Genomic DNA, 12681 nt, shown 5'->3' on the forward strand with positions numbered 1-12681 from the left:
TGATCTGGAGTACCGCAGACGGTATCCATGACCAACACATGGCAGCGCCTGCCGTGACGATACGTAACCTTGACGCAGCTTTTGCGCCTCGGGTGTTTGTGCCACACTCACGACCTTTCGAGCCCGTTACCGGAACCTATGCACCCTCTGCTACCCAGCCTTGCCGCCGCCGCTCTTTATGCCGGCGTCACGGGTTATCAAAGTTTGCGACTGGCACAACGCGCCGTGCCGGACAAGCGCCTGCTGCTTGCGGTAGGTCTGCTCGCCCTGCTCGCCCACAGTGCCAGCCTGTTCATTCAATTGCTTTCGCCTAGCGGCCTTCACCTTGACTTCTTTACCGCATCGAGCCTGATCGCTGCCGCCGTTATCCTGCTGATTCTGTTGGCCTTGTACAGAATGCCAGTGGAGAACCTGCTGCTGCTTCTGTTTCCGCTGGGCTGCCTGACCGTGCTGTTCGCCCAATTCGCGCCTTCCGGCACCGCACCCGCGATAGTCGAGGAACCAGGGATACTGGCGCACATCCTGTTTTCGATCCTGGCTTACGGCATGCTCACCATTGCGGTGTTCCAGTCCTTGCTGTTGCTACTGCAGGATCATCATCTCAAGCACAAACACCCCTCGGGCATGATCCGCAATTTCCCACCGCTGCAGACGATGGAAAGCCTGCTATTCGGCTTTCTCTGGGCAGGGTGGGCGCTGCTGTCCGCATCGTTACTCTCGGGCTGGCTGTTTCTCGATGATCTTTTTGCTCAACATCTGGTCCACAAGACACTCCTGTCAGTAGTCGCCTGGGTCGTCTTTGGCTTGCTGCTGTGGGGCCGACATCAGCTTGGCTGGCGCGGCTACAAAGCCATTCGCTGGACACTGGCTGGTTTCTGCCTGCTGATGCTGGCGTACTTCGGCAGCAAGCTGGTCCGCGAATTCATCCTGCACATCTGACGCGAACAGGTAACTCGTGGAAAATCTACACCCCGGCTTTCTGGTCGGACTGCTGGTCTTTCTGCTGCTGTGCTCGGCCTTCTTCTCCAGTTCCGAGACCGGCATGCTCAGCCTCAACCGCTATCGCCTCAGGCATCAAGCCAAGGAAGGGCATCGAGGCGCGCGACGCGCCAGCGAGCTGCTGGCGCACCCAGACCGCCTGCTGGGCACCATTCTGGTCGGCAACAATTTCGTCAATATCCTCGCCTCGTCCATCGCCACGGTGCTGGCCATGCAGCTATGGGGCGAAGCAGGGATAGCGATCGCCACCATCGGCCTGACCATAATCCTGTTGATATTCGGCGAGATCACACCCAAGACACTCGCAGCGTTGCGACCGGAAATCGTCGCCTATCCCGTCAGCCTGCCGCTGAAAATGCTGCAGAAGGTGCTTTACCCATTAGTTGCGATGCTTAGCTGGGTGAGCAATGGCCTGCTCAGGTTGCTAGGTGTCGACCTTTCGAACAAAGGCAACGACAGCCTATCCACAGAAGAACTGCGCAGCGTGGTGCGCGAGTCGGGTAGTGACCTGCCATTGAATCGCCAGAGCATGCTGCTGGGCATTCTCGATCTTGAGCGCGTGACGGTCGATGACATCATGATTCCGCGTAACGAGGTCACCGGTATCGACCTCGACGACGACCTGGAGGCCATTGTCAGCCAGCTACGCACCACGCCTCATACGCGCTTGCCGGTGTTTCGCAACGACATCAACCAGATCGAAGGCATCGTTCACATGCGGCAGATTGCGCGCCTGCTCAGCCATGACCAACTGACCAAGGAAAGCCTGCTGGCAGCGTGCAGCGAGCCTTATTTCGTGCCGGAAAACACGCCCCTTTCGACCCAGCTGCTGAACTTCCAGAAACAGAAGCGGCGGATTGGTATCGTGGTCGATGAATACGGCGATGTGCGCGGCGTCGTCACGCTCGAGGACATCCTCGAGGAAATCGTTGGCGAGTTCAGCAATCAGGACGCCCTGCGCAGCCCCGATATCCACCCGCAGGACGACGGCACATTGGTCATCGACGGCGCAGCCTACATTCGCGAGGTGAACCGCGCCCTAGACTGGCAGCTGCCGTGTGACGGCCCGAAGACGCTCAACGGCCTGATCACCGAAGCCCTGGAGCACATGCCCGATAGCGGCATCTGCCTGCAGATCGGCAACTACCGGCTGGAAATTCTCCAGGCCGCCGACAATCGAGTGAAAAGCGTACGCGCCTGGACCATAGCCGACGCACCGGCGAATGGCCAGCAAGCGGAATGAAGCCGGCAGACGCCGACTCCACGACGTTTTCATAGCTCGACCTTCACCGCAGCGGCAGCGCGCAGTGCTTTCTCCCTTGCACTAGCAATGGATACGTCTCGCGCCAGCGCCACGCCCATGCGTCGCTGCCCACTGACGCCCGGCTTGCCGAACAGACGCAGCGCCGTGTCCGGCTCTTCCAGCGCGCTGGCGAGATTGCCAAAGCTCACATCGGAGGACTCTCCCTCCACCAGAATTACCGCCGACGCCGCTGGCCCGAGCTGACGGATAACCGGGATCGGCAGTCCCAGGATGGCCCGCGCATGCAGGGCGAATTCGGACAGGTCCTGCGATACCAGAGTAACCAGGCCGGTATCGTGTGGCCGCGGTGAGATCTCGCAGAACCACACCTGATCGCCCTTGACGAACAGCTCGACGCCGAAGATGCCACGACCACCCAATGCGTCGGTGACCGCCAACGCAATCCGTCGCGCCTCGGCCATCGCCACAGGTTCCATCGGCTGGGGTTGCCAGGACTCCTGGTAATCACCCTTCTCCTGCCGATGCCCCACCGGCTCGCAGAAGCTCGTCCCACCCGCGTGACGAACCGTCAGCAAAGTGATTTCGTAATCGAAATCGATGAAGCCTTCGACGATGACCCTGCCGCGACCTGCTCGGCCGCCTGCCTGTGCGTAGCCCCAGGCAGCATCGATATCAGCCTCGCTACGCAGTAATGACTGCCCCTTGCCAGATGAACTCATCACCGGCTTGACTAAACAAGGGAACCCCAGCGCGAGAGCCGCGGCGCGACATTCGTCCAGCGAGTCGGCAAAGCGATAGGGCGAGGTCGGCAGACCGAGTTCTTCTGCGGCGAGGCGGCGAATGCCCTCGCGATTCATTGTCAGCTGCGCGGCCCGGGCTGTAGGGATGACGCTGTAGCCTTCGCGCTCCAGCTCAACCAGCGTGGCCGTGGCGATAGCTTCGATTTCTGGAACGATGTAATGCGGACGCTCCTGCTCGATCACGGCGCGCAATGCATCCCCGTCGAGCATGTCGATCACATAACTGCGATGGGCAACCTGCATCGCCGGCGCGTTGGCATAACGGTCTACCGCGATCACCTCGACACCGAGACGCTGCAGCTCGATGACCAGTTCCTTGCCCAGCTCGCCGCAGCCGCAAAGCAGGACGCGCGTAGCGCTGGGAGACAACGGAGTGCCTATTCGTGGCATGGGATTCCCTCAAGCATCGAAACAAACGAGCGCGACAGGCGCCCTGCTACATCAGCTGACCGCTGAGACGAGCTCTTTCGCCACAACGCAGCAACACCTGGCGGCGCTCGTCGTTATCCATCAACCCCCAGCGGCGGATCTCATCCGCAGTGCGCTGACAACCGACGCACAGGTCGTCTTCGTCCAAGGCGCAAAGGCTGACGCACGGCGAAGCCACCGGTTTCTCCTGTGCGCTCACTCATCCAGCTCCAGATCACGTGCATAGCGCTGAGCGTTATGCACGTAATGGGCTGCGCTGGCTTCGAGCATCTTCTTCTGCTCATAGGTCAGCTCTCGCACTACCTTGCCAGGCGAGCCAACCACCAAGGAGCCATCGGGAATCTCCTTGCCTTCCGCGATCAGCGTGTTGGCGCCGATGATGCAGTGTTTGCCGATCTTCGCCCCATTGAGGACCACGGCGTTGATCCCGATCAGGCTGTAATCACCGACCGTACAACCGTGCAGCATGGCGTTGTGGCCAACTGTAACGCCGGTGCCCAGCGTCAGCGGGTGCCCCATATCGGTATGCATCACGCTGCCATCCTGCACGTTGCTGTTCTCACCAATATGGATCAGCTCGTTGTCACCACGCAGCACAGCACCGAACCACACGCTGGCGCCTGCATCCAGTCGGATCTTGCCAACCAGCGTGGCACTGGGCGCAACCCAGCTCTGCGGATGCGCTTGGACCCGCGACTCTCCCAGACGGTATTTCACGACAAACCTCATCTTGTCAGTAGGGATGATGCCGATCGTCTCGGCAGCCACTCAGGGCTTACTGCGCCCGGACAGATCGATGAATGTGGCCGGCGCTCGGCGCATTTCAATACCGGCGTCGTATATGACGTTGACCAGCTCGACGACCATGATCGCCGTCAGGCCCCATATCTGATATTCGCCATACCGGTAGGACGGGATATACCAGCTCTGCCCTTGGTAATCGATGCGGTGTGTGACTTCACGCGGGTCCTCACAGAAGAACTCCAGCGGCACCGAGAAGACCGAGGCGATTTCGGCATCGTTGGCGCGGTACTCGACATAGTCCGGAACCAGCCCAACATAGGGCGTGACATGGATGCCATGCACCGATACCAGGCTGCTGAGCGGGCCGACGACCTCGACCATGCCAGGCGCCAGCCCGACCTCCTCCTCGGCCTCACGTAGCGCCGTGTGCAGCAGGTCGCGGTCTTCTGGATCGCGGCGACCGCCTGGGAATGCCACCTCTCCACCATGGGTGGACAGACCAGCGGCGCGAAGCGTCAGCACCAGCTCCGGCGACTCATTGCGGGTAATCGGCATCAGCACCGCCGCCTCGGGCAGACGGTCTTCCGGCTCCAGGAGGTGCGGGGAATACGCGCGCACCCGGTGGAGTATTGTGTCCAGCATGAATATTCTCGTTTCGTCTTTGATCGGCATCATGGCATGAAAGGCGTAACGGCCCAAGGCCTCGAAAAGACCAATCAGGCCGCTCAAACGGCTCGGCTCGATGTCAATTGCTGTCACAGAGAACCGAGCGCCGGAGCGAACCTGCACCATCCTTGCCGAAGTAGGCGTGGACGCACCAATATCTGCCTGAATCAACTAGGAAGGCGCTATGAAATATTGCAACCAGTGCGGCGACCCAGTGCTGGTCCGCATTCCGGACGGTGACAATCGTCCACGCTTCGTCTGCGACAACTGCCACACCGTGCATTATCAGAATCCGAGAATCGTCGCCGGATGCGTTCCCGTCTGGGATGACCGGGTATTGCTCTGCCGGCGCGCGATCGAACCTCGCCGGGGCTACTGGACATTGCCGGCGGGCTTCATGGAGAACGGCGAGACCCTGCAACAGGCCGCCGAGCGCGAGACGTACGAGGAAGCCTGCGCCAGGGTTCGCGACTTGCAGCTCTATACTCTTTTCGATCTGCCGCACATCAATCAGGTCTACATGTTTTTCCGCGCCCAGCTGGTCGATCTGGACTTCTGTGCCGGGGATGAGAGCCTGGAAGTGAAGCTCTTTGAGCAGCAGGACATCCCTTGGTCCGAGCTGGCTTTTCCCACCATCGGCCGTACCCTAGAATGCTTCTTCGCCGACCGGGTGCAGCAGACCTTCCCGGTGCGCAATGAAGCCGTGACCGGCTATCGAAACCGTCAGCAGTACAAGGCCGGAACAGACTGATTCGTCTGTCGGTCCGCTGGCACAAACAGGTCTGATGAAGTCTGCCAGGAATGCCTCGATGCGTTGGCTGTTCGCTCTGCTCTGCCTCACGTTTACCGCGTTGTCCCACGCCAATGCGACGCCCAGCCTGGGCAGCCCAACCATCGACAAGGTTCTGGTGGTCAAGTCCGAGCGAAAGCTCCATCTGGTCAGCGCGGGACAGACGCTCAAAAGCTATCGCGTTTCGCTGGGCAAACAACCCAACGGCGCGAAGTTGCGCGAAGGCGACAAGCGCACCCCCGAAGGCTTCTATTGGATCGACTGGCGCAAAACCAGCGACAAATACAACCTATCCATGCACATCTCCTATCCCAACGCCCGAGACCTGGCCCAGGCACAACAGGAGGGCGTGCCGCCCGGAGGCATGATCATGCTCCACGGCACGCCATTGGATGAGGAGTATCCGGAGTGGTTCTTTCACACGCTCGACTGGACAGAAGGTTGTATCGCGCTAAGCAACCACGACATGCGAGAGATCTGGGCGCTGGTGAAAGACGGTACGCTGATCGAGATTCGCCCGTAGTAGCGATACGTTCGAAGCGCCTTCACTGAATCGGCAGCGGGGCGCTCCATTCAGCCGTCAGAACTGCATGTCCGACAAGCGCCAGACATCGAAGGCGGGCGTCTCGTAAGGGTGAGCCGTTTTCATTGCCTTGACACTGTCATGGATAAGCTCGTCAGCAACCACCATTTCAACCTTCCACTCAGGCACGTGCTGCAGCTGACCAGCCTGGCCTATAAAAGGCTGACTGCCTTCCAGCGGGCGATACTGCCCCTGGCCCAGCACCTGCCAGCAGCAACTGTCGTAAGCGCCAATGCGCCCTGCGCCAGCCGCAAACACTGCTTTCTTGACCGCTTCCAGATGACTGTCTGGAACATAGAAACACAGCTTGTACATCGACCTCTCCACCCAAATGAACCCGACCTGAACTGGTCGGACGAAGTGGCATTCTGCCACCCCAGCAAGCACCGAATGGTGCGTCGCGTCATAGCTCAGACGACGCTTTACGCTGCCGGTTCATAGACCTTCGTCACAAATGAAAAAGCCCGCCGATGTGCTATCGGCGGGCTTTTGGGTGGCATCAGCGAACGGGTCAGTCTACCCAGACTCGCGCGTTGCGGAACATACGCATCCAGCCACCGTCTTCCTGCCACTCGTCAGGGCGCCAAGAGTTGGTCACAGCGCGGAACACCCGCTCCGGGTGCGGCATCATGATGGTCACGCGGCCGTCGCGACTGCTAAGACCGGTGATACCGCGTGGCGAGCCGTTCGGGTTGGCCGGGTAACGCTCGGTGACCTTGCCGTGGTTATCCACGAAACGCAGCGCTATGGTGCCGGAAAGGTCCGACTGCAGCAGGGCCTCCTCGCTCTCGAACTCCGCATGCCCTTCGCCATGGGCGATGGCGATCGGCAGGCGTGAGCCGGCCATGCCCTGCAGGAGGATCGACGGGGAATCCTGCACCTGAACCATCGCCACCCGCGCTTCGAACTGCTCCGAGCGATTGCGCACGAAGTGCGGCCAGTTCTCGGTGCCGGGGATCAGCTCGTGCAGGTTGCTCATCATCTGGCAGCCGTTGCACACACCTAGAGCGAAGCTGTCCTTGCGCTCGAAGAAAGCTTGGAAGCCATCCCGCGCACGTGCGTTGAACAGAATCGACTTGGCCCAGCCTTCACCGGCGCCGAGCACGTCACCGTAGGAGAACCCGCCACAGGCGACCAGTCCTTTGAACTCATCGAGACTGATACGACCGGACAGAATGTCGCTCATATGCACGTCGACCGCAGCGAAACCGGCACGATCGAACGCCGCCGCCATCTCCACCTGACCGTTGACGCCCTGCTCGCGCAGCACCGCGATCTGCGGACGAGCGCCACGCTTGATGTAAGGCGCTGCGATGTCTTCGTTCACATCGAAGCTGAGCTTGGCGCTGAGGCCCGGGTTGTCCTCTTCCAGCAGCGCATCGAACTCCTGATCGGCACACTCGGCGTTATCACGCAGGCGCTGGATCTGATAGCTGGTTTCGGCCCATTGCCGCTGCAGCAGACGGCGATCACCACTGAACACTTCGGCTTCGCCATGTTTGATCGACACATGACCGTTGTTGACCGGCTGACCGATGACAGCGACGCAGTCACCGAGCCCGGCCGCGCTGAACTGTGCCAAAACGATCTCGGTGTCGTCCTGACGCACCTGGATCACCGCGCCCAGCTCTTCGTTGAAGAGCATCGGCGCGACGTCTGCAGCACTTTCCAGCAGGCCATCGAGATTCAGATTCAGACCACAGTGACCGGCAAACGCCATTTCCAGCACGGTGGTCAGCAGGCCTCCGTCGGAACGGTCGTGGTAGGCCAGTAGCAAGCCATCGGCATTGAGCCCCTGGACCACGGCGAAGAACGCCTGCAGGTCTTCGGCATCGTCGACGTCAGGTGCCTGGCGACCGAGCTGGCCGTATACCTGAGCGAGGATCGAAGCGCCCATGCGGTTCTGACCACGGCCGAGATCAATCAGGATCAGATCAGTTGCACCCTTGTCCAGGCGCAGCTGGGGCGTCAGGGTCTGGCGGATATCGGTAACCGGGGCAAAGCCGGAGACGACCAGCGACATGGGCGAGGTAACGCTTTTCTCAGCACCCTCCTCGTCCCAGCGAGTCTTCATCGACATCGAGTCCTTGCCCACCGGAATGGTCAGGCCCAGCTGTGGACATAGCTCCATGCCGACGGCGCGGACCGTGTCATACAACCGCGCATCTTCGCCTGGATGCCCAGCAGCAGCCATCCAGTTGGCGGACAGCTTGATGTCGGAGATCTTCTCGATACGCGCCGCTGCCAGGTTGGTCAGCGTTTCGCCAATAGCCATGCGGCCCGATGCCGGGGCATCGAGCAGCGCCAGCGGCGTACGCTCGCCCATCGCCATGGCTTCGCCGGTGTAAACGTCGTAGCTGGTAGCCGTGACGGCGCAGTCAGCTACCGGCACCTGCCACGGACCGACCATCTGATCGCGCGCCACCTGGCCGGTGATGCTGCGGTCGCCGATGGTGATCAGGAAGCTCTTGCTGGCGACGGCAGGATGACGCAACACGCGGGTGGCTGCTTCGGTTAGGTCGACCGCGGCCGCATCGAAGTCATCGCCCAGCTCCGCTTCACGGTTGGCGCTGCGGTGCATGCGCGGTGGCTTGCCGAGCAACACCTCCAGCGGCATATCGACCGGAGTGTTGCCGAAATGGCTATCGGTGACGGTCAGTTGCGGCTCTTCAGTGGCCTCGCCGACGACCGCGAACGGGCAGCGCTCACGTTCGCAGATGGCCTGGAAACGCTCGAAATCGACGGCGCTGACGGCCAGTACGTAACGCTCCTGAGACTCGTTGCTCCAGATCTCGTGCGGGGCCATACCCGGCTCGTCGTTGGGCACGTTGCGCAGTTCGAAACGGCCACCGCGACCACCGTCGTTGACCAGTTCCGGGAAGGCATTGGAGATGCCACCGGCGCCGACGTCATGGATGAAGGCGATGGGGTTCTGGTCGCCCAACTGCCAGCAGCGGTCGATGACTTCCTGGCAGCGGCGCTCCATTTCCGGGTTTTCGCGCTGTACCGAGGCGAAATCCAGGTCCGCCGAGCTGGCACCGGTAGCGACCGACGACGCGGCGCCGCCGCCCAGACCGATCAGCATGGCCGGGCCGCCGAGCACGATCAGCTTGGCGCCGACGGTGATCTCGGCTTTCTGCACATGGTCTTCACGGATATTGCCCAAACCACCGGCGAGCATGATCGGTTTGTGGTAGCCGCGCACTTCGTCGCCGTGCGGCGTGCTGATCGACTGCTCGAAGGTACGGAAGTAGCCGGTCAGCGCCGGACGGCCGAATTCGTTGTTGAACGCGGCGCCGCCCAGCGGGCCTTCAATCATGATATCCAGCGGCGTGACGATGCGCTCCGGCTTGCCGTAAGCCTGCTCCCACGGCTGTTCGAAGCCCGGAATGTTCAGGTTGGAAACGGTGAAGCCGGTCAGACCGGCCTTTGGCTTGGCGCCACGACCGGTGGCGCCCTCGTCGCGAATCTCGCCACCGGAACCGGTGGAAGCACCCGAGAACGGCGAAATTGCGGTCGGGTGGTTATGCGTTTCAACCTTCATCAGGATATGCACCGGCTCCTGCACCGCGCCGTACTGGCGGGTTTCAGGATGGGGGAAGAAACGCCCTGCGGTGTGGCCGACGATGACCGACGCATTGTCCTTATAAGCAGACAGCACATTTTCGCTGTGCAGCTGGTAGGTATTCTTGATCATGCCGAACAGCGACTTTTCCTGGCTTTCGCCGTCGATGTCCCAGCTGGCATTGAAAATCTTGTGACGGCAGTGCTCAGAGTTGGCCTGAGCGAACATCATCAGTTCGATGTCGTGCGGATTGCGCTCGAGACCCTGGAAGGCGCTGACCAGATAATCAATTTCGTCTTCGGCCAAGGCCAGGCCCAGCTCGGTATTGGCCTTTTCCAGCGCGGCGCGGCCGCCACCGAGGATGTCCACCGCAGTCAGCGGCTTGGGCTCGGCGTGACTGAACAGATTGGCCGCTTCCTCGAAGCGAGCCAGCACCAGCTGGGTCATGCGATCGTGCAGCGCAACGGCGATCAGCTGCGCATCGCTATCGGATAGCTCGCCCTGCACGTAGTAGGCGATGCCCCGCTCCAGTCGCTGGACCTTTTCCAGGCCGCAGTTGTGGGCAATATCGCTGGCCTTGCTCGACCACGGCGAAATGGTGCCGAAGCGAGGCACCACCAGGAACAGCCGACCGGCAGGTTCCTGCACCGGCACACTGGGGCCGTACTTCAGCAGGCGGGTCAGTACGTTCTGCTCATCCGCGCCAAGCGTGCCGGAAACCTCGGCGAAATGGGCAAACTCGGCATACAACCCGCTGACCGCGGGGACCTTTTCGGTCAGTTGTGCCAGGAGCTTACCGTGACGGAAGGCGGAAAGAGCGGGAGCACCGCGCAGGATCAACATCGTCGGAACAGCCTCGGAGGGGGGAGCAGTCGGGGCGCGTATTCTAGCCCATGACGGCGGCCGAGGCTAAGGGCTGAACACAGCCAGACGCCGTCGACTCCGACGGCGTGCCTGCCGGGTGCGTCAGTGCAGGATCTGGCTGAGGAACAGCTTGGTCCTGTCGTTGACCGGACTGGTGAAGAACACCTCTGGCTCGGCCTGCTCGACGATCTCGCCCTTGTCCATGAAAATCACCCGATCTGCCACGGTGCGGGCGAAGCCCATCTCATGAGTCACGCAGAGCATGGTCATGCCGCTTTCGGCGAGGCCGACCATGGTATCCAGCACTTCCTTGACCATCTCCGGATCGAGTGCCGAGGTCGGCTCGTCGAACAACATGATCTTCGGCTTCATGCACAGCGCACGGGCGATTGCCACGCGCTGCTGCTGACCGCCGGAGAGCTGGCCGGGAAACTTGTTGGCCTGCTCCGGAATACGCACGCGCTCCAGATAATGCATGGCGATTTCCTCGGCCTGCCGGCGTGGCAACTTGCGCACCCACATGGGCGCGAGCGTGCAGTTCTGCAGCACGGTCAGATGCGGAAACAGGTTGAAGTGCTGAAACACCATGCCAACCTCGCTGCGGATCGCTTCGATCTGCTTGAGGTCGCTGGTCAACTCCACGCCGTTGATGACGATGCGCCCTTGCTGATGCTCCTCCAGGCGATTCAGGCAGCGAATGGTGGTCGACTTGCCGGAGCCGGAAGGCCCGCACAACACGATGCGCTCGCCCTGACGCACGCTCAGGTTGATGTCCTTGAGCACATGAAACTGGCCGAACCACTTGTGCACGCCCTGCATGCGGATGACCGGCTCGGTGCTCTGTTCGGCCTGCACGTTCGAATTGCTCATATATCACTCCTAATGCTTGTGGCCTGTGTCCAGCTTGCGCTCCAGGCGCATCGAGTAGCGGGACATGCCGAAACAGAACATCCAGTACACCAGCGCAGCGAACACATAACCCTCGGTGGACATGCCCAACCAGGCGGGGTCCGAGGTGGCGCGCTTGATGCTGTTGAGGAAGTCGAACAGGCCGATGATGATCACCAGGCTGGTGTCCTTGAACAGCGCAATGAAGGTATTGACGATGCCAGGGATTACCAGCTTCAGCGCCTGCGGCAAAATCACCAGCAGCGTGCTGCGCCAGTAGCCAAGTCCCATCGCTGCCGCAGCCTCATATTGACCCTTGGGAATAGCCTGCAGACCGCCACGTACCACTTCGGCGATGTAGGCAGCCTCGAAGAAGACAACCATCAACATCGCCCGTAGCAGTTTGTCGAGGTTCATGCCCTCGGGCAGGAACAACGGCAACATCACCGAGGACATGAACAGCACGGTAATCAACGGAACGCCGCGCCAGAACTCGATGAAGGTCACGCACAGCACCCGAATCGCCGGCATGTCCGAGCGCCGTCCCAGCGCCAGCAAAATGCCTAGCGGCAATGCTCCGGCGATGCCGACGGCAGCGATGACCACCGTCAGCATCAGCCCGCCCCACTGACTGGTCGGCACCGTTTGCAACCCAAGGAACCCGCCATGCAGCAACCAATAGGCCAGCAGCGGGTAGGCCAGCAGATAGCCCAGGCCATAGCGCAACTTGTGCGGCATCTGCCGCAGAAACAGCGGCGCCGCGCCGATGATCGCTAGCCAGGCTGCCGCATCGACGCGCCAGCGCAACTCCGTGGGGTAGAAGCCGTACATGAACTGGCCGAAACGGGTCTGCACGAATACCCAGCAGGCCCCTTCACGACTGCAGTCTGCACGGGTTTCACCGGTCCAGTCCGCCTTGAAAATCGCCCACTCGAGGACCGGCGGCACGATCAGCCAGAGCAGGTATAACCCCACCAGGGTCAGCAGCGTATTGCTCAAACTGGAAAACAGATTGGCCCGCAGCCAGCCGAGCGCACCGATGCTGATCGTCGGTGGTGGCAGGTCGGGCTTGAAAGTATGAATGGTCAT

Annotated in this window: 12 protein-coding genes; 4 read left to right on the forward strand and 8 right to left on the reverse strand. The window is 61.1% G+C overall.

The genetic code is table 11. From position 1 onward, the window contains the following. Window positions 1-138 precede the first annotated feature (138 nt). Window positions 139-939 (forward strand): cytochrome C assembly family protein, encoded by an 801-nt coding sequence (locus tag SM130_RS16260; protein ID WP_102825024.1) that lies wholly within the window; start codon window positions 139-141, stop codon window positions 937-939. Window positions 940-955: 16 nt separating this feature from the next. After that, window positions 956-2242: an HlyC/CorC family transporter gene (locus tag SM130_RS16265; protein WP_102825023.1), complete on the forward strand. Its 1287-nt coding sequence runs from the start codon at window positions 956-958 to the stop codon at window positions 2240-2242. Window positions 2243-2271: 29 nt separating this feature from the next. Here SM130_RS16265 and purT read toward each other — a convergent pair whose 3' ends face one another. The 4 genes from purT to SM130_RS16285 are packed head-to-tail and all read right to left on the reverse strand — an operon-like array spanning window position 2272 to window position 4878. After that, window positions 2272-3453: a formate-dependent phosphoribosylglycinamide formyltransferase gene (gene purT, locus SM130_RS16270; protein ID WP_102825022.1), complete on the reverse strand. Its 1182-nt coding sequence runs from the start codon at window positions 3451-3453 to the stop codon at window positions 2272-2274. Window positions 3454-3499: 46 nt separating this feature from the next. Next, complete coding sequence (locus SM130_RS16275; protein WP_102825021.1) at window positions 3500-3691, reverse strand: DUF1289 domain-containing protein; 192 nt, start codon at window positions 3689-3691, stop codon at window positions 3500-3502. After that, on the reverse strand, window positions 3688-4209 hold the full coding sequence (locus SM130_RS16280) for a gamma carbonic anhydrase family protein (RefSeq protein WP_102825417.1): 522 nt from the start codon (window positions 4207-4209) through the stop codon (window positions 3688-3690). The genes SM130_RS16275 and SM130_RS16280 overlap by 4 nt, the downstream gene beginning before the upstream one ends. Window positions 4210-4260: 51 nt before the next feature. Continuing rightward, window positions 4261-4878, reverse strand: a complete 618-nt coding sequence (locus SM130_RS16285) for a CoA pyrophosphatase (protein ID WP_102825416.1) — start codon at window positions 4876-4878, stop codon at window positions 4261-4263. 208 nt (window positions 4879-5086) lie between these two features. Between SM130_RS16285 and SM130_RS16290 the strand changes: the two genes are divergently transcribed. Together SM130_RS16290 and SM130_RS16295 are read left to right on the forward strand one after the other, a co-directional pair. Then, on the forward strand, window positions 5087-5653 hold the full coding sequence (locus SM130_RS16290) for an NUDIX hydrolase (protein WP_102825020.1): 567 nt from the start codon (window positions 5087-5089) through the stop codon (window positions 5651-5653). Between the two features lie 58 nt (window positions 5654-5711). Next, a complete protein-coding gene (locus SM130_RS16295; RefSeq protein WP_102825019.1) occupies window positions 5712-6215 on the forward strand; it encodes a L,D-transpeptidase family protein in 504 nt (167 codons plus the stop codon). Window positions 6216-6272: 57 nt separating this feature from the next. Here SM130_RS16295 and SM130_RS16300 read toward each other — a convergent pair whose 3' ends face one another. The 4 genes from SM130_RS16300 to SM130_RS16315 all read right to left on the reverse strand — a co-directional run bounded on the left by SM130_RS16300 (window position 6273) and on the right by SM130_RS16315 (window position 12681). Then, window positions 6273-6590: a YqfO family protein gene (locus SM130_RS16300; RefSeq protein WP_102825018.1), complete on the reverse strand. Its 318-nt coding sequence runs from the start codon at window positions 6588-6590 to the stop codon at window positions 6273-6275. Between the two features lie 196 nt (window positions 6591-6786). Then, complete coding sequence (purL, locus tag SM130_RS16305; RefSeq protein WP_102825017.1) at window positions 6787-10683, reverse strand: phosphoribosylformylglycinamidine synthase; 3897 nt, start codon at window positions 10681-10683, stop codon at window positions 6787-6789. A 123-nt stretch (window positions 10684-10806) separates the two neighbouring features. Continuing rightward, entirely contained in the window at window positions 10807-11574 is a 768-nt protein-coding gene (locus SM130_RS16310) for an amino acid ABC transporter ATP-binding protein (RefSeq protein WP_102825016.1), read from the reverse strand. A 9-nt stretch (window positions 11575-11583) separates the two neighbouring features. Then, on the reverse strand, window positions 11584-12681 hold the full coding sequence (locus tag SM130_RS16315; protein WP_102825015.1) for an amino acid ABC transporter permease: 1098 nt from the start codon (window positions 12679-12681) through the stop codon (window positions 11584-11586).

This window comes from Stutzerimonas stutzeri (genome assembly GCF_038561965.1).
Lineage (GTDB): Bacteria > Pseudomonadota > Gammaproteobacteria > Pseudomonadales > Pseudomonadaceae > Stutzerimonas > Stutzerimonas stutzeri_AA.

Coding starts and splice junctions, on each gene's coding strand:
- SM130_RS16260 (WP_102825024.1), top strand. CDS start 139: ATGCACCCTCTGCTACCCAGCCTTGCCGCCGCCGCTCTTTATGCCGGC.
- purT (WP_102825022.1), bottom strand. CDS start 3,453: ATGCCACGAATAGGCACTCCGTTGTCTCCCAGCGCTACGCGCGTCCTG.
- SM130_RS16285 (WP_102825416.1), bottom strand. CDS start 4,878: ATGCTGGACACAATACTCCACCGGGTGCGCGCGTATTCCCCGCACCTC.
- SM130_RS16290 (WP_102825020.1), top strand. CDS start 5,087: ATGAAATATTGCAACCAGTGCGGCGACCCAGTGCTGGTCCGCATTCCG.
- SM130_RS16295 (WP_102825019.1), top strand. CDS start 5,712: ATGCGTTGGCTGTTCGCTCTGCTCTGCCTCACGTTTACCGCGTTGTCC.
- SM130_RS16300 (WP_102825018.1), bottom strand. CDS start 6,590: ATGTACAAGCTGTGTTTCTATGTTCCAGACAGTCATCTGGAAGCGGTC.
- purL (WP_102825017.1), bottom strand. CDS start 10,683: ATGTTGATCCTGCGCGGTGCTCCCGCTCTTTCCGCCTTCCGTCACGGT.
- SM130_RS16310 (WP_102825016.1), bottom strand. CDS start 11,574: ATGAGCAATTCGAACGTGCAGGCCGAACAGAGCACCGAGCCGGTCATC.
- SM130_RS16315 (WP_102825015.1), bottom strand. CDS start 12,681: ATGACCATTCATACTTTCAAGCCCGACCTGCCACCACCGACGATCAGC.